The sequence below is a fragment of the Seonamhaeicola sp. ABD4_340 genome, from assembly GCF_056312135.1.
This window is the reverse complement of sequence record NZ_CM149981.1, coordinates 77108-93135: the sequence shown is the minus strand read 5'-3', so window position 1 is coordinate 93135 and position 16028 is coordinate 77108. Positions and strand designations below refer to the sequence as shown.

The window sequence follows — 16028 nt, the reverse complement described above, 5'->3', positions numbered from 1 at the left end:
TTGAAACAAAGCATAAATGAAACTCATTTGTATAGGTAGAAATTATACTGAGCATATTGAAGAATTGCAAAACGAAAAGCCGCTAGAACCTGTTATTTTTCAAAAACCAGATTCAGCAATTCTTCTTAAAAAACAACCTTTTTTTATACCAGATTTTTCAAATGATGTACATTATGAAGTTGAGGTTTTGGTTAAAATTAATAGAATAGGAAAATATATAGATAAAAAATTTGCCCACAAGTATTACGATGAAATTGGGCTTGGTATAGATTTCACAGCACGCGATTTGCAAAGCAAATTAAAAGAAAAAGGCTTACCTTGGGAAAAAGCCAAAGCCTTTGACGGATCTGCGGTAATTGGTAAGTGGCTGCCTAAAAGTAACTTTGCCAATGTTAACACAATTGAGTTTTCTTTAAAAAAGAACAATAATATTGTGCAAAAAGGAAATACAAGCCACATGTTATGGCAAATTGATGAAATAATTGAATATGTTTCAAAATATTTCACATTAAAGATAGGAGATGTTATATTTACAGGAACTCCGGCAGGGGTTGGAAAAGTAAATGCTAACGATAAATTAACAGGTTTTATACAAACCACTGAAATGTTTTCAATAACAGTAAAATAATGGAACAACATTACAAATTATTTAGAGTACGCGAGTTAGCTGATAATGATGAAGATTTTATTAAAACACTAGCCGAAGCTTTTTTAGAAGAAGTAGCGCCAGATTTAGAAAGACTTCAAACTGCCGTAGCAGAAAAAGATTATCATGAGGCATACCAAGCGGCTCATAAAATGAAACCAACTGTAGATTTATTTGAACTTGGCGTGCTAGATACTTTAATAGAAGTACAAGATTGGGGTAAATTCACAAAAACAGATGAAGATATCACAGCGCAATTACAAATTGTAACTACTGCCGTAGAAAATGCACTTGTAGAAATAAAGAACGATTTTAATTTGTAATGCTAGCCCACGTAATAACCATTGGAGATGAACTGCTCATAGGGCAGGTAATTGATACAAATTCTGCTTTTATAGCCAAACAGCTAAATAAAATAGGAGTTTCAGTATATCAAATAACGTCTATTCAAGATGATAAAAACCATATTCTAAAAGCTTTAAACGAAGCTGAAAAAGATTCAGATATTATCATTTTAACCGGTGGATTAGGGCCTACAAAAGACGATATTACCAAAAAAACCATAGCCGAGTATTTTAATGATACACTTGTTAGAAGTCCCGAGGTACTTCAAAATATAGAACAATTGTGGCGCAAACACGTTGGCGGTAAGCTATTGCAAGTAAATAAAGATCAAGCCTTAGTGCCTTCAAAATCAACCGTGTTAATGAACAAGCTTGGTACAGCACCAGGCATGTGGTTTGATAAAGGAAACAAAACAATAATTTCATTACCCGGTGTACCTTATGAAATGAGTACACTTATACAACATGCTGTGGTGCCAAAATTGCAAGCTAAGTACAAATGCCCACATATAATTCATAAAACACTTTTAGTTTATGGTTTAGGTGAAAGTGCTTTGGCAGCAAAAATAGAGCAATGGGAAGACGCATTACCAACCGATATGAAATTAGCATATTTACCCAGTTTAGGAAAAATGCGTTTACGCTTATCATCAAAAGGGTTTGATGAAGCCGTTTTAAAAGCTCGAGTAGATGCCCAAGTTGATAAAGTAATACCACTTATAAAAGAAGAGTTTTTTGGTTTTGAAGACGAAGATGGTTCTGCCGAGGTTATCATTGCCAAACAATTAACAAAAATAGGTAAAACATTAGCTATTGCAGAAAGTTGTACAGGCGGTACTTTAGCCGAACAGTTTACCAAAAATTCTGGTGCATCAGCGTATTTTAAAGGGGGTGTTGTAACGTATTCAACACAATCTAAAATAAATCTTTTAGGCGTTTCAAAAGATATAATTAACGCACATTCTGTAGTTAGCGCGCAAGTAGCCGAAGCCATGGCTAGTAACGCTTTAAAACTTTTTAATACAGATTTTGCCGTGGCAACAACAGGAAATGCAGGCCCAACAAAAGGCGATTCTGATGCAGAAGTTGGCACCGTTTACATTGCTATAGCTACAAAAAACGCTGTTTTTTCTCAAATGTTTAGCTTAGGAAATCACAGAATAAAGGTTATAGATAGGGCTGTAAATAAGGCTTTAGAATTACTTCTTAAAGAAATTTTTAAAAATAGATAAAAATAAGATTGCCATAATGTAAATATTTTGTATATTTGCACCTCGATTTTAAGCAACAAAAAAATTTAAAGTTATATAATAATGTCAAGAGTTTGTGAACTTACCGGGAAGAAAGCAATGGTTGGAAACAACGTATCACACGCGTTAAATAGAACTAAGCGCAGATTCAATGCTAACTTAGTTAAAAAACGTTTTTATATTCCAGAAGAAGATAAGTGGGTAACTTTAAAGGTTTCTACGTCTGCTTTAAAAACTATTAACAAAATAGGTATATCTGCAGCAATTAAAGAAGCTAAATCTAAAGGATTTTTAAAATAATAGCTGCGTTTAAAAAGTATTAAGAAATGGCAAAGAAAGGCAACAGAATACAAGTAATTTTAGAATGTACAGAGCATAAAGCTTCTGGTCAACCAGGAACTTCTAGATACATTACTACAAAAAATAAAAAGAATACGCCAGATAGAATGGAATTGAAAAAATTCAACCCTATCCTTAAGCGTATGACAGTTCATAAAGAGATAAAATAATTAAGTCATGGCAAAAAAAGCAGTAGCATCGTTACAAACAGGATCTAAAAGGTTAACTAAAGCCATTAAAATGGTAAAGTCACCTAAAACAGGCGCTTATACTTTTGTTGAGGCTATTATGTCTCCAGAAGAAGTTAATGATTTTTTGAATAAAAATTAGTAAGCCTTTCTTATCAAAATATTAAACTGCTTTCTTTTAGTAAGAAAGCAGTTTTTTTATGTTTATATTTGGCGTGTTAAACTACTAAAAAACCTGTGTTAAAAGTAGTTTTTCATTTTACATTCCTAAAAAGGTATATTATAAAAAAAGAATATTCTGCTATTATTGCAGAAAAAAATAGTGGCTAAATATTTGTTATATAATAATGTGTAATAGTGCACAAGTAATGTTTAGCTATTAAGTAAACAAGCTAACAATAAACACATAAACATTCAAAAGAATGAGTTTTTTTAAAAAAATATTTTCTTCTGAAAAAAAGGAAACATTAGACAAAGGTTTAGAAAAATCTAAAACCAGTTTTTTTGGTAAATTAAGTAAGGCCGTAGCAGGAAAATCTAAAGTTGACGATGAGGTTTTAGATAATTTAGAAGAAGTACTTGTAAGTAGTGATGTTGGTGTAAATACCACTTTAAAAATTATTGAACGCATAGAGGCACGAGTAGCCAAAGATAAATATCTTGGTACCGATGAGCTTAATACTATTCTTAGAGAAGAAATTGCTAGCTTATTAAGTGAAACAAATATTGGTGAAGAAACAGAGTTTACCATTCCAAAAGATAAAAAACCATATGTAATTATGGTGGTAGGTGTTAATGGAGTTGGTAAAACAACAACTATTGGTAAGTTAGCAAATCAATTTAAAAAGCAAGGTTTAAAAGTTGTATTAGGAGCAGCCGATACCTTTAGAGCTGCAGCAATAGATCAATTACAAGTATGGGCAGACAGGGTAGATGTACCAATAGTAAAGCAAAGTATGGGTAGTGATCCGGCTTCGGTTGCTTTTGATACGTTACAGAGTGCTGTTACACAAGATGCTGATGTGGTTATTGTTGATACCGCAGGTAGACTGCATAATAAGGTTAATTTAATGAATGAGTTAACCAAAGTAAAACGCGTTATGCAAAAAGTTGTACCAGATACACCTAACGATGTGCTTTTGGTGTTAGATGGTTCTACTGGCCAAAATGCTTTTGAACAGGCTAAACAGTTTACAGCAGCTACAGAGGTTACATCATTAGCTGTTACAAAATTAGATGGAACAGCCAAAGGAGGTGTTGTAATTGGTATTTCAGATCAGTTTAAAATTCCTGTAAAGTATATTGGTGTTGGTGAAGGTATTGATGATTTACAAGTGTTTAATAAGTTTGAATTTGTAGATTCCTTCTTTAAATAAAAACTTTAATTCCTGTTTTTACGGTAATTTTTTTTACCAATCAATTTGTTAAATCATTAATTTTTTTCCATAAGTCATTATCAAAACTAGAAAGGGCAAAGGTTTCTTTTTCAGCTGCATTTCCCATTCTTACAACTACTAATTTTTTACTAGGAACTATATAAATTTTTTGATCATTTTTACCTAAAGCGGCAAACATATCAATGGGTGCATTGGGTACTAAACTACCAGCAAATTGTAATTGACTTCCTGGTAATAAGTATTGTTGTTTTCCATTTAACCACCATAAATAACCATAAGATTTATTCATATTTTGTGAAGTATTTGTGGCTTCGTTTAAAAAAGCTTCAGAAACAATTTGCTCGTTGTTCCACTTACCTTTTGCATAAATTAATAATCCAAAACGGGCCATACTTCGCGTATCACTCCAATAAACATTAAAATCGTTTAGTTCTAACCAATTTCCGTTACTGTTCATACCAATTTTATCTCTTAATTTGGTGTTAAAATAGTTTTTAAATGGCGTGCCACTAGCTTCAACTAAAACATCTTGCATTTTTTTATAAACATTATGGTATGCCCAACGTGTGCCAGCATCGGCCTTATATTGCAGGTTTTCAGGGTTTGTTTTGTCTCCTAAGCTATCATCTAAACCAGAACTCATTGATAATAAATGTTTACAAGTAATTAATTGTTCTTTTTCAAAGGGCATTTGCGTCCACCCATTACCTAAATAATCAGAAATTTTGTGGTTTAAATCAATTAAACCTTCATTTTGAGCAATACCAGAAAGTGTTGAAGTAAGTGTTTTACCTGCACTGGCCCAATACCAAAGCTTGTTGCTATCATGTCCATTCATATATGCTTCAACAGCAATTTTTCCGTTGTGAAGCATTATAAAACCTTTGGTGTTATTAGTTTCTAAAAACTGTAATAATGTCTCAAGTTTATTGGTGTTCCAGCCTAAATTATCAATGGGTGTAGTTTCCCAAGTTGTTGTGTTTGCTTCAGGAAAGTAAATAGAACCATCATCAAAAACATTGGTGTTAGTGGTAGTTTCTTCCGTAGAACAATTAAAAAAAACTATTGTTAAAAATAGAAATAAGTAGGTTTGGTTTTTCATAATTTGGCGTTATTTCATAAATAAGACATTCAAATATACTAAAGGTTTAATAGTAACTAATTTAAAATTATAAATCTTAAATCATTCCGTATCTTTGCACCCATATTTAAAATAGTATGCGTACAAAAACATTAAAGAAGAACAAGATAAATGTAGTAACCCTAGGCTGTAGTAAAAATGTTTACGATAGCGAGGTGTTAATGGGGCAACTTAAAGCAAGTGGTAAAGACGTTGTTCATGAAGAAGAAGGTAATATTGTAGTTATAAATACTTGTGGTTTTATTAACAATGCCAAAGAAGAAAGTGTAAATACTATTTTAGAGTTTATGCAAAAAAAGGAAGCAGGTGATGTTGATAAGGTTTTTGTAACAGGCTGTTTAAGTGAACGCTATAAACCAGATTTACAGAAGGAAATACCAAATGTAGACCAATATTTTGGTACTACAGAGTTGCCTGGTTTGTTAAAAGCTTTGGGAGCCGATTATAAGCACGAACTTGTTGGAGAGCGCTTAACAACCACCCCAAAAAATTACGCTTATTTAAAAATTGCTGAAGGATGCGATAGGCCTTGTAGTTTTTGCGCCATACCTATTATGCGTGGTAAACACCGTAGTACACCTATTGAAGATTTAGTTGTTGAAGCTGAAAAACTTGCAGCAAATGGTGTTAAAGAATTGATACTTATTGCCCAAGATTTAACCTATTACGGACTAGATTTATATAAAAAACGAAATTTAGCTGAACTTCTTGAAGCTTTAGTAAAAGTTGAAGGTATTGAATGGATTAGGCTGCACTACGCATTTCCAACGGGCTTTCCAATGGATGTGCTTGATGTTATGAAACGCGAACCTAAAATTTGTAACTATTTAGATATTCCGTTACAGCATATTTCTGATAGTATTTTGAAAAGCATGCGCCGTGGTACAACCAAAGAAAAAACTACCAAACTAATTGAACAATTTAGGAAAGCTGTTCCAGAAATGACTATCCGTACTACTTTAATTGTTGGTTATCCTGGTGAAACCGAAGCTGATTTTGAAGAATTAAAGGCGTGGGTAAAAACAATGCGTTTTGAGCGTTTGGGCTGTTTTACTTATTCACATGAAGAAAACACACATGCATATAATTTAGAAGATAACGTACCTGAAAAAGTTAAAATAGATCGTGCTAACCAAATTATGGAGATACAATCACAAATTTCTTGGGAGCTAAATCAAGCTAAAATAGGGCAGGAGTTTAAGGTGATAATTGATAGAAAAGAAGGTAATTATTTTATAGGAAGAACCGAGTTTGATTCTCCCGATGTTGATAACGAAGTTTTAATTGATGCTACAAAAACCTATTTAAAAACTGGTGAATACACCACAGTTAAAATTACCGAAGCTGAAGATTTTGATTTGTATGCCGATGTTTTAAATTAATTATAATTTATGGGGCTGCACACTACTTTAAATTCTATTAGTTCAAAGCCATTAGATGTTTTAAGTGAAGCTATTTTAAAATCTCAATATGTTGCATTGAACCTGTCAGAAAATAATGATGCGTTAAAACAGGTAGATGTATCATCACCTAAATATTTAGGGAATTTTATTAATCAAATTAAAGCAAAAAATAATGCTTTAGTGGCATTTGGTGGTTATAGAGAAGCACGTGGAATTTACAGACGAAGTAATCATTTTTTTAACACAGAGCAAGAGCGTAATATCCATTTGGGTATAGATTTATGGATTGATGCGAATACGCCTATTTTTGCACCTCTATACGGTAAAGTACACAGCTTTAGAAATAATACCAATTTTGGCGATTATGGGCCAACAATTATACTAGAACATACGGTTGAAAAGCAAACTTTTTATACACTCTATGGTCATTTAAGTTTACAATCTATTAAACAAATAGAAGTAGGTAAAACATTTGTTCAAGGCGAACCAATAGCAACTTTAGGAGATGAAACTGTTAACGGAAATTACCCACCACATTTACACTTTCAAATTATAAAAGATTTACAAGGTTGTGTTGGCGATTATCCAGGAGTGTGTTCAAAAAATGAGTTGAATTTTTATTTAGAAAATTGCCCAGATCCTAATATAATCTTAAAGTTAACGTAGTTAGTTCTTTGGTTTTACTCTGCAAGTATTAACCTTAAATAACACATATAAAGGACAATTTCCAGTAATACTTGTTAGTATAAATATTCCAGCTAAAATTAACAATATTGTGCTAGCATTTCCTGTTAAAACTCCAGTTATAGATAAAATAACAATAACCAGTGCAATAACACCTCGTAGTAATCTATCTATAATATCCATGTTTTTTTTTATCTTAAATAAACCCATAACATTATTTTATTAAATATTAGATAGGCAACTTATTATTAGTTAATTGCCTGTATTAGAAGGTGTTTTTATAAAATTAAATTTTAATTATTATAAAATCAAATTTTTTACATCAATTTTTTAATAAATAAGTGATTATAAACCGTTTGTCTAATTAAATTGTTATTTTTTAAAGTATTTTAGTTTCTAATTGAAAGCAAGTTATTTCGGGTCTTACATTTAAACGCACTTGGTATAGGTGCCCTAAAGCTCTATTTATATACAATGTTCTATGGTTTGATAAATTAAAAATACCAGCCGAGTATAATTTGTTTTTAACTGGTAAAATAGGAGGTTTTAAAAACGGAGGTTTTACTTGTCCGCCATGAGTATGTCCAGACAAAATCCAACTATTATAATTATTCCATACATCTAAATCACACACATCAGGGTTATGGCATAAAGTTAAGTTAGCATTGATGGCATTAAAATTAGCAAGCGCTTTTTCTGGGTTAAAATTAGTACCCCAAAAATCGTCAATTCCAATAATGTTTAAACCATTAATATTAGTAGATTCATTTCTAAGTACATTAATCCCAAACGTATTTACAATATCAGTAATGGTATTTGCAACATGGCTTTCTTCCCAATTTTCACCGTAATCATGGTTGCCCAAAACGCCCAAGGTACCCATGTTTCCTTTTACAGCATGTTGCATTACTTTTTTTAATTGTTCGAATTGTTCAGGGCTATCATAATGCACAAAATCGCCTGTATAAACAACAATGTCTGGTTTTAAAGCTTGAGCTTTTTTAAATGCTTTAATAAGATAATTATCATCAACATGATTACCAATATGTATATCGCTTATTTGCATTATAGTTTTACCAACTAAGTGTTTTGGTAAGTTTTTAATAGGCATTTGTAGGTTTACAAATTCTAACCAATAAGGTTCAAGTTGCCACGCGTATAAGCCCGCAACTGCTCCAATACCAATAGTACTATAAATACTTTTTTTTATAAATTTTCTACGTTTCAAAAAAGCTAAATTTAGAGGTTTGCTTATAATTGGTGATTAAAAGCGAATATAGAAAAGTAAAAAATCCTGATAAAAATTATCAGGATTTTATTTTTTTATAGTGATAAAATATTTTAATCTTCAACAATAACCCATTCGCCTTTAGCTAATAGAGGTTCAGCTTGTTTGAATTTTACGGTTTTGTTTTCGCCATTCATTACATTTTTTATGGTAACTCGATCGTTACGGCCAATTTTTGGTTTATCGCGTACAATGGTTTCAACAACTTGCTGCTGTTGCGTATTGCTCGCAGCTCTATTTTGAGCTGAGCGTTCATCAAGATTTGGTATTTCTTCTTTAGTAGTTTGTACTTTTTCTTGTTTTCTTGCTCTGGCTTCTTGTATGTTGTCTTGCGTTTCTTGCGGCAATTCACCTTTAAATAAAAATGAAATAACATCTTTATTTACTTGGTCAATCATGTCTTTAAATAATTCAAAAGCTTCAAATTTATAAATTAAAAGCGGATCTTTTTGCTCGTGTACAGCTAATTGAACAGATTGTTTTAACTCATCCATTTTACGTAAATGCGTTTTCCATGCATCATCAATTATGGCTAGTGTAATATTTTTTTCAAAATCTGTAATTAGTTGTTTACCATTTGTTTGGTAAGCTTTTTCAAGATCTGTAACAACGTTTAAACTTTTTACACCATCGGTAAATGGTACTACAATGCGTTTGTATTTATCGCGTTGATTTTCGTATACATTTTCAATAACTGGGAAAGCAATTTCGGCATTGCGTTCCATTTTTTCACGGTAATGATCAAAAGCAGCTTTATATATTTTTGAAGTGATATCTTGCTCTGAAAGTTTACCAAATTCAGTTTCTGAAATAGGAGAACTCATTGAGAAATATCTAATCAATTCAAACTCGAAGTTTTTATAATCATTAGCCGCTTTGTTTGTTTGCGCAATACCTTCAGAGGTATCATAAATCATGTTTGCTAAATCTACACGAAGGCGTTCACCATGTAAGGCATGCTTGCGGCGTTTGTAAACTACCTCACGTTGTGCATTCATTACATCATCATATTCTAATAAACGTTTACGCACGCCAAAGTTGTTTTCTTCAACTTTTTTCTGTGCACGTTCAATAGATTTTGATATCATTGAATGTTGAATTACTTCACCTTCTTTTAAGCCCATTCTATCCATCATTTTGGCTATACGTTCACTTCCAAAAAGACGCATTAAATTATCTTCTAAAGATACGTAGAATTGTGAGCTACCAACATCACCTTGACGTCCTGCACGACCACGTAATTGGCGGTCTACACGACGTGAATCATGACGCTCTGTACCAACAATTGCTAAACCGCCGGCTTTTTTAACCTCATCACTTAATTTAATATCGGTACCACGACCCGCCATATTTGTAGCAATGGTTACTTGCCCGCTTCTACCTGCTTGGTCTACAATTTCAGCTTCTTTTTTGTGCTGTTTTGCGTTTAATACATTATGCGGAATTTTACGAATGCTAAGCATTTTACCAAGCAACTCTGATATTTCAACGGAAGTTGTACCAATTAATACCGGGCGACCAGCTTTTGATAATTGTGTTACTTCATCAATTACGGCGTTATATTTTTCGCGTTTAGTTTTGTAAACTAAATCTTCACGATCATCGCGTGCAATGGGTCTATTGGTAGGAATTTCTACAACATCTAGTTTGTAAATTTCCCAGAACTCACCAGCTTCAGTAACGGCAGTACCCGTCATACCTGAAAGTTTACGGTACATTCTGAAGTAATTTTGAAGTGTTACTGTTGCAAATGTTTGGGTAGCATCTTCAATCTTTACGTTTTCTTTGGCTTCAATAGCTTGGTGTAAACCATCGGAATAACGACGACCATCCATGATACGTCCCGTTTGCTCATCTACAATCATTACTTTGTTATCCATTACCACGTATTGCGTGTCTTTTTCAAACAAAGCGTATGCTTTTAGTAATTGGTTTAACGTGTGGATGCGTTCAGACTTTACACCAAATTCTTTATATAAATCTTCTTTTAAGTTAGCTTCTTCTTCAGATGATAAACCTTGGCTTTCAATTTTGGCAATTTCCATACCTATTTCTGGCATCACAAAGAAATTAGGATCTTCTTTACCAGAAATAAATTCAACGCCTTTATCGGTTAATTCAACTTGGTTATTTTTTTCGTCAATTACATAGTACAATTCAGCATCAACCTTGTGCATTTCGCGGTTGTTGTCTTGCATGTAAAAGTTTTCGGTTTTTTGTAAAAGTAATTTTATGCCTTCTTCACTTAAAAATTTAATAAGCGCTTTGTTTTTTGGCATACCGCGGTATACGCGTAATAGTTGAAAACCACCTTCTTTAGTATCGCCAGAGGCAATTAGTTTTTTGGCTTCGGCTAAAACACCTGTTAAATATTTTCGCTGTACACCAACAATGTTATCTACTTTAGGTTTTAGCTCGTTAAATTCATGGTGATCACCTTTTGGTATGGGGCCAGAAATAATTAATGGTGTACGGGCGTCGTCAATTAAAACAGAGTCAACCTCATCAACAATAGCATAGTGGTGCGGACGTTGCACTAAATCTTCTGGTGCGTGCGCCATGTTATCGCGCAAGTAATCAAAACCAAATTCGTTGTTTGTACCGTAAGTAATATCGGCATTGTAGGCTTTTCTTCGGGCGTCAGAGTTTGGTTGATGGTAATCAATACAATCTACACTAAGGCCATGAAATTCAAAAATTGGTGCCATCCACGCACTATCACGTTTTGCAAGATAATCGTTAACCGTTACAAGGTGCACACCTTTGCCAGCTAAGGCATTTAAATAAACGGGCAGTGTTGCAACAAGTGTTTTACCTTCACCAGTTTGCATTTCGGCAATTTTACCTTGGTGCATGGCTATACCACCAATTAACTGCACATCATAATGAATCATGTCCCAAGTAATTGGTTTTCCTGCGGCGTCCCATGAGTTTGCCCAAGTAGCGTTATCGCCATCTAGAGTTATATAATCTTTGGAGCCTGATAATTCACGATCAAAAGTAGTGGCATTTACGGTAATACTTGTATTATTTACAAAGCGTTTTGCTGTTTCTTTTACTACCGCAAAAGCTTCGGGTAAAATATCATTTAAAACGGTTTCGGTTTTTGCGTAAACATCGTCATGTATTTTATCTATTTCTAGGTAAATATCTTCGCGTTCATCAATATCTTCGGTGTTTTCGGCTTGTTGTGTAAGTGTGGCTATTGTGTTGTTTAAATCTTGACAAGCTTCGGCTATTTTAGCTTTAAATTCTACGGTTTTATTTCGTAATTCGTCATGTGATAAGGCTTCTAAAGCAGCCTCAAAAGATTTTATTTTTTCAACAATTGGCTTAATAGCCTTAACGTCTTGTTTTGATTTGTCTCCTACAAATACTTTTAAGACAGAATTTAAAAAACTCATAATGTGTATTTATATTTACTAAGGGTGTTTACCCTGTAGTTTGTAATGTATTTTTGATGTGCTTTCAAAGATACATTATGTTATATGTTTTTGTAGCTATAAGAATAAAAAAAAGCCTCAAAAAAGAGACTTTTTAACTATTTTTATGCTTTTTATTTAGTATTCATCTTCATTCCACAGATAATCTTCATCTGTAGGATAATCAGACCAGATTTCTTCAATAGAATCATATGAATCACCTTCGTCTTCAATAGACTGTAAATTTTCAACAACTTCTAAAGGTGCTCCAGTTCTAATAGCATAGTCAATTAGCTCGTCTTTTGTAGCCGGCCAAGGGGCATCACTTAAATAAGATGCTAGTTCTAAAGTCCAATACATTTCTTCTAGGTTTAATTTTTTGCAAAAATAAATTTTTAGTTTAAACGTGCAAGAAAAAAGTGCATTATTTAATCATTAATTAAAAGAGCGTTTTTCTTTACGTTACAAATGCGTAAAAATTTTACGTTTTGCAAGGTTAATACTTGGTTAGCCAAATGGTTTTAGTGTTTTTCTGGAATCCACTTTACTTCATTTGCCTGTAAATCGTGTGTCAACTTTCGTGCCAATACAAAAAGGTAGTCAGAAAGACGGTTTAAATATTTTAAAACGTTGGTTTCAACAGGTTCTGTTTCATTAAGGGCTGTAGCTAAACGTTCGGCTCTACGGCACACACAACGGGCAACGTGACAGAATGACACGGTTTGGTGCCCACCCGGGAGTACAAAGTGTGTCATGGGTGGTAAAGCGGCATTCATGGTATCCATTTCGTGCTCTAAACGCGTTATTTCTTCGTCTGAAATTTTATTAATATTCAAACGTTCTTTGCCGTTTTTTAAAACAGCTTTTTCAGGGTCTGTGGCTAAAATAGCGCCAACAGTAAAAAGTTCATGTTGTATTTTTATGAGTGTATTTTTATACTGTTCTTGTATGTTTTGGTCTCTAATTAAGCCAATGTATGAGTTTAACTCATCAACGGTGCCGTAACTTTCAATACGAATATGATGTTTGGGTACGCGTGTACCACCAAATAGAGCAGTAGTGCCTTTATCGCCTGTTTTTGTGTAAATTTTCATATTTTCAAAGTTAAAAGTAAAAAACTGAAAAGGCAAAAGTTAAAAGTTTTTACTGCTTGTTTAAAATGGTATGTAAAGTAGAATTATTAAACTCTAATAACAAAATGTTCTTTAGCTTGCTCTTTTCTAAAAAAGACAAAGCCCCAAAAAAAGGTGTTAATGGTTACAGTAACTTTTGGGTGTGTTTTTATAATTTCCCAAGCTTCACTCATTTGTTTAGACCAATAAATATCATCAAAAATAAAAACGGTGTTGTTGTTTACTGTTGGTAAAAGGGTTTCAAAATAATGTAAAGTAGGTTCTTTTTGATGATTGCCATCAAAAAAAACAAGATCAAAACTTTGATTTTTAAGTTTAGGAAGTATGGTTGAAAAATCGCCATTTTCAATTTGAATATTTTTGAAGTATTTTAAGTTTTCTTTTGAAAGTTCTGAAATATTTGGGCAACCTTCAATACTTAAAATGTTGGTGTTGTTGTTTGCAAGAGCTATAGCGTGTGTAGCAATACCTAATGAAGTACCAAGCTCTAAAACATTATTTGGGTTTAAATATTTTGAAAGCCTAAAAAGTAGTTTTGCTCGTTTTAATGTAGTGCCACTTGTTTTGGCTATTTCGGCTACTTTTCGGTGGTTTGAAGTTGTTTTTTTTGAGCCCGGACCTAAATCTATTACCGAAATGCGTGTGTTGTTTTTTTGAAGTGATTTTTGGTAGTTTTTTAGGCTATTGTAAGCTTTAAAGGTTGTTTTGTTATAAAAACACTTGGTTACCAAATTGTACACAAAAGGTGAGTGTACACCATGTTGATTGGTAGATTTTAACAGAAATTTTATGTACTGTTTGGTTTGGTATAACATATTTTATAACTTCAAAACACTAGTTTTCTAGTTTTTCAGATAGTTCAAACCAACGTTCTTCTTTAGTTTCAATGGTATTAATAATACCTTGAAGTTCTTCTGATAGTTTGTTTATTTGCTCTTGTGTTAAATCTGGATTCAAAAATTTGTCTTCTAATTGTTTTTTATCGTATGCCAAAGATTTCAGTTTACTTTCAATGTTTTTAAGTTCTTTTTCTTCGTTGTAACTAAGTTTGCTTGCTTTGTTTTCTTTCCAAGCAGATTTGTCTTTTTTGTCTTCCGTAGCTTTTGAAATGGAAGGCAGGCTATCTTCATAAACTCTATAATCAGTGTAATTTCCTGGGAAATCTTCAATGATGCCTTCTCCTTTAAATACAAAAAGATGATCAATGACTTTATCCATAAAATATCTGTCATGCGATACAACTATAATGCAACCAGGGAAATCTAATAAAAATTCTTCAAGTACATTTAGGGTAACAATATCTAAATCATTAGTAGGCTCATCAAGAATTAAAAAGTTTGGATTTTGAATTAAAACCGTGCACAAATACAAACGTTTACGCTCCCCACCACTTAGTTTTTCAACAAAATCATATTGCTTTTTTCTGCTGAAAAGAAAACGTTCTAACAATTGTTGGGCGCTAATTTGTTTACCTTTTTTAAGAGGTATATAGTCACCAAACTCTTTAATAACATCAATAACTTTTTGTTCGGGTTTTACGGTAATACCATTTTGGGTGTAGTAGCCAAATTTTACAGTTTCGCCTTTTACAATTTTACCGGCATCGGGTTGAGCGGTTTGGGTTAAAATATTAAGAAATGTAGATTTACCTGTGCCGTTTTTACCAATAATACCAACGCGTTCTCCTTTTTTAAAGGTGTAATCAAAGCTTTTTAAAATAACTTTGTCTTTAAAGGCTTTTGAAACTTTATGAAACTCAAGAATTTTACTTCCCAAACGCTCCATGTTAAGTTCTAATTGTACCTGGTGTTCTTTACGGCGTTGGTGCGCTTTGTGTTTAATTTCAAAAAAATCGTCTATTCTAGATTTAGATTTTGTGGTGCGCGCTTTAGGTTGGCGTCGCATCCATTCTAATTCTTTTTTAAATAGTTGTTTTGTTTTACCGGCCTCAATAGCTTCGCGCTCTTTGCGCGCTTCTTTTTTCTCTAAGTAATACGAATAATTGCCTTTATAATTGTATAATTCGCCACCATCTAACTCTATAATTTCATTACAAACACGCTCAAGAAAATACCTATCATGCGTTACCATAAAAAGGGTAATGTTTTCTTTAGCAAAAAAGGCTTCAAGCCATTCAATCATTTCTAAATCTAAATGGTTTGTAGGCTCATCTAAAATAAGTAAATCTGGTTTGTTTATTAAGGCATTAGCCAATGAAAGACGTTTTTTTTGTCCACCAGAAAGCAGCGCCACTTTTTGGTTTAAATTATCTAGTTTTAATTGAAAAAGTATTTGTTTGTATTGCGTTTCAAAATCCCAAGCATTATGTTGTTCCATAGCTTCAAAAGCTTTTTGGTAAGCTTCAGTGTCTTCAGGATTTAAAAGCGCTTGTTCGTAGTTGTGAATTACCTTTAAAATAGGGTTTTCGCTTGCAAAAATAGTTTCTTCAACCGTTAGGTTTTTATCAAATTTTGGGTCTTGCGAAAGAAAGGCTACTTTAATGTCTTTGCGGTAAATAACATTACCGGCATCGGCTTGGTCATCACCAGAAAGAATATTTAAAATAGAGGTTTTACCCGTACCATTTTTTGCAACAAAGGCAATTTTTTGGTCTTTATGAATGCTAAATGATAGGTTTTCAAATAGCACAACTTCACCGTAAGATTTTGATATGTTTTCAACAGTTAAATAATTCATAAACCCGCTTTTTTTGCAAATAACGTGCAAATATCTATAAAATCCGATTGAAGTTTTATTATTCCCTTTGAAAACCTATATTTGTGTTTACTCAAC

At 32.8% G+C, this 16028-nt stretch carries 17 protein-coding genes; 9 read left to right on the top strand and 8 right to left on the bottom strand.

What is annotated here, in order from left to right; genetic code table 11:
- The first annotated feature begins 16 nt into the window (after positions 1-16).
- The 7 genes from ACYX4H_RS00450 to ftsY all read left to right on the top strand — a co-directional run bounded on the left by ACYX4H_RS00450 (position 17) and on the right by ftsY (position 4143).
- Positions 17-628 carry a fumarylacetoacetate hydrolase family protein gene (locus tag ACYX4H_RS00450; RefSeq protein ID WP_476237281.1) on the top strand — a complete coding sequence of 204 codons (612 nt, stop codon included), beginning with the start codon at positions 17-19 and terminating at the stop codon, positions 626-628.
- Positions 628-969 (top strand): Hpt domain-containing protein, encoded by a 342-nt coding sequence (locus tag ACYX4H_RS00445; RefSeq protein ID WP_475296834.1) that lies wholly within the window; start codon positions 628-630, stop codon positions 967-969. The genes ACYX4H_RS00450 and ACYX4H_RS00445 overlap by 1 nt, the downstream gene beginning before the upstream one ends.
- The gene (locus tag ACYX4H_RS00440; protein WP_476237280.1) at positions 969-2222 is read left to right on the top strand and encodes a competence/damage-inducible protein A; all 1254 of its coding nucleotides are present in this window, start codon (positions 969-971) and stop codon (positions 2220-2222) included. Before ACYX4H_RS00445 ends, ACYX4H_RS00440 begins: the two co-directional genes overlap by 1 nt.
- An 81-nt stretch (positions 2223-2303) precedes the next feature.
- On the top strand, positions 2304-2540 hold the full coding sequence (rpmB, locus tag ACYX4H_RS00435) for a 50S ribosomal protein L28 (RefSeq protein WP_147134259.1): 237 nt from the start codon (positions 2304-2306) through the stop codon (positions 2538-2540).
- A gap of 26 nt (positions 2541-2566) precedes the next feature.
- On the top strand, positions 2567-2749 hold the full coding sequence (gene rpmG / locus ACYX4H_RS00430; RefSeq protein ID WP_133354867.1) for a 50S ribosomal protein L33: 183 nt from the start codon (positions 2567-2569) through the stop codon (positions 2747-2749).
- A gap of 7 nt (positions 2750-2756) precedes the next feature.
- Entirely contained in the window at positions 2757-2909 is a 153-nt protein-coding gene (locus ACYX4H_RS00425) for a DUF4295 domain-containing protein (protein ID WP_475296832.1), read from the top strand.
- A 280-nt stretch (positions 2910-3189) separates the two neighbouring features.
- The gene (gene ftsY / locus ACYX4H_RS00420) at positions 3190-4143 is read left to right on the top strand and encodes a signal recognition particle-docking protein FtsY (protein WP_475296831.1); all 954 of its coding nucleotides are present in this window, start codon (positions 3190-3192) and stop codon (positions 4141-4143) included.
- A 40-nt stretch (positions 4144-4183) separates the two neighbouring features.
- Here the strand turns inward: ftsY and ACYX4H_RS00415 are convergent, their stop codons facing one another.
- Positions 4184-5266 carry a serine hydrolase domain-containing protein gene (locus ACYX4H_RS00415; protein WP_476237279.1) on the bottom strand — a complete coding sequence of 361 codons (1083 nt, stop codon included), beginning with the start codon at positions 5264-5266 and terminating at the stop codon, positions 4184-4186.
- A gap of 116 nt (positions 5267-5382) precedes the next feature.
- Here ACYX4H_RS00415 and rimO point away from each other — a divergent pair, with 116 nt between their 5' ends.
- The gene (rimO, locus tag ACYX4H_RS00410) at positions 5383-6687 is read left to right on the top strand and encodes a 30S ribosomal protein S12 methylthiotransferase RimO (protein ID WP_476237278.1); all 1305 of its coding nucleotides are present in this window, start codon (positions 5383-5385) and stop codon (positions 6685-6687) included.
- Between the two features lie 9 nt (positions 6688-6696).
- Positions 6697-7374: a peptidoglycan DD-metalloendopeptidase family protein gene (locus tag ACYX4H_RS00405; protein ID WP_476237276.1), complete on the top strand. Its 678-nt coding sequence runs from the start codon at positions 6697-6699 to the stop codon at positions 7372-7374.
- Here the strand turns inward: ACYX4H_RS00405 and ACYX4H_RS00400 are convergent, their stop codons facing one another.
- From ACYX4H_RS00400 to ACYX4H_RS00370, 7 genes are all read right to left on the bottom strand, one after another.
- On the bottom strand, positions 7375-7575 hold the full coding sequence (locus ACYX4H_RS00400) for a YgaP family membrane protein (RefSeq protein WP_476237275.1): 201 nt from the start codon (positions 7573-7575) through the stop codon (positions 7375-7377).
- Positions 7576-7771: 196 nt separating this feature from the next.
- Positions 7772-8620, bottom strand: a complete 849-nt coding sequence (locus tag ACYX4H_RS00395; RefSeq protein WP_476237274.1) for a metallophosphoesterase — start codon at positions 8618-8620, stop codon at positions 7772-7774.
- 113 nt (positions 8621-8733) lie between these two features.
- A complete protein-coding gene (gene secA / locus ACYX4H_RS00390) occupies positions 8734-12084 on the bottom strand; it encodes a preprotein translocase subunit SecA (RefSeq protein ID WP_476237272.1) in 3351 nt (1116 codons plus the stop codon).
- A gap of 156 nt (positions 12085-12240) precedes the next feature.
- Positions 12241-12462: a DUF2795 domain-containing protein gene (locus ACYX4H_RS00385; protein WP_019387375.1), complete on the bottom strand. Its 222-nt coding sequence runs from the start codon at positions 12460-12462 to the stop codon at positions 12241-12243.
- A gap of 161 nt (positions 12463-12623) precedes the next feature.
- The gene (locus ACYX4H_RS00380; RefSeq protein ID WP_476237270.1) at positions 12624-13196 is read right to left on the bottom strand and encodes a cob(I)yrinic acid a,c-diamide adenosyltransferase; all 573 of its coding nucleotides are present in this window, start codon (positions 13194-13196) and stop codon (positions 12624-12626) included.
- Positions 13197-13282: 86 nt separating this feature from the next.
- Entirely contained in the window at positions 13283-14050 is a 768-nt protein-coding gene (locus tag ACYX4H_RS00375; protein WP_476237269.1) for an O-methyltransferase, read from the bottom strand.
- Positions 14051-14069: 19 nt separating this feature from the next.
- Entirely contained in the window at positions 14070-15932 is a 1863-nt protein-coding gene (locus ACYX4H_RS00370; RefSeq protein WP_476237268.1) for an ABC-F family ATP-binding cassette domain-containing protein, read from the bottom strand.
- Positions 15933-16028 lie beyond the last annotated feature (96 nt).

What these genes read in the sequence shown, in the direction of transcription:
- ACYX4H_RS00450 (WP_476237281.1), top strand. Translation starts at nt 17, where the DNA reads ATGAAACTCATTTGTATAGGTAGAAATTATACTGAGCATATTGAAGAA.
- ACYX4H_RS00445 (WP_475296834.1), top strand. Translation starts at nt 628, where the DNA reads ATGGAACAACATTACAAATTATTTAGAGTACGCGAGTTAGCTGATAAT.
- ACYX4H_RS00440 (WP_476237280.1), top strand. Translation starts at nt 969, where the DNA reads ATGCTAGCCCACGTAATAACCATTGGAGATGAACTGCTCATAGGGCAG.
- rpmB (WP_147134259.1), top strand. Translation starts at nt 2,304, where the DNA reads ATGTCAAGAGTTTGTGAACTTACCGGGAAGAAAGCAATGGTTGGAAAC.
- rpmG (WP_133354867.1), top strand. Translation starts at nt 2,567, where the DNA reads ATGGCAAAGAAAGGCAACAGAATACAAGTAATTTTAGAATGTACAGAG.
- ACYX4H_RS00425 (WP_475296832.1), top strand. Translation starts at nt 2,757, where the DNA reads ATGGCAAAAAAAGCAGTAGCATCGTTACAAACAGGATCTAAAAGGTTA.
- ftsY (WP_475296831.1), top strand. Translation starts at nt 3,190, where the DNA reads ATGAGTTTTTTTAAAAAAATATTTTCTTCTGAAAAAAAGGAAACATTA.
- ACYX4H_RS00415 (WP_476237279.1), bottom strand. Translation starts at nt 5,266, where the DNA reads ATGAAAAACCAAACCTACTTATTTCTATTTTTAACAATAGTTTTTTTT.
- rimO (WP_476237278.1), top strand. Translation starts at nt 5,383, where the DNA reads ATGCGTACAAAAACATTAAAGAAGAACAAGATAAATGTAGTAACCCTA.
- ACYX4H_RS00405 (WP_476237276.1), top strand. Translation starts at nt 6,697, where the DNA reads ATGGGGCTGCACACTACTTTAAATTCTATTAGTTCAAAGCCATTAGAT.
- ACYX4H_RS00400 (WP_476237275.1), bottom strand. Translation starts at nt 7,575, where the DNA reads ATGGATATTATAGATAGATTACTACGAGGTGTTATTGCACTGGTTATT.
- secA (WP_476237272.1), bottom strand. Translation starts at nt 12,084, where the DNA reads ATGAGTTTTTTAAATTCTGTCTTAAAAGTATTTGTAGGAGACAAATCA.
- ACYX4H_RS00385 (WP_019387375.1), bottom strand. Translation starts at nt 12,462, where the DNA reads ATGTATTGGACTTTAGAACTAGCATCTTATTTAAGTGATGCCCCTTGG.
- ACYX4H_RS00380 (WP_476237270.1), bottom strand. Translation starts at nt 13,196, where the DNA reads ATGAAAATTTACACAAAAACAGGCGATAAAGGCACTACTGCTCTATTT.
- ACYX4H_RS00375 (WP_476237269.1), bottom strand. Translation starts at nt 14,050, where the DNA reads ATGTTATACCAAACCAAACAGTACATAAAATTTCTGTTAAAATCTACC.
- ACYX4H_RS00370 (WP_476237268.1), bottom strand. Translation starts at nt 15,932, where the DNA reads ATGAATTATTTAACTGTTGAAAACATATCAAAATCTTACGGTGAAGTT.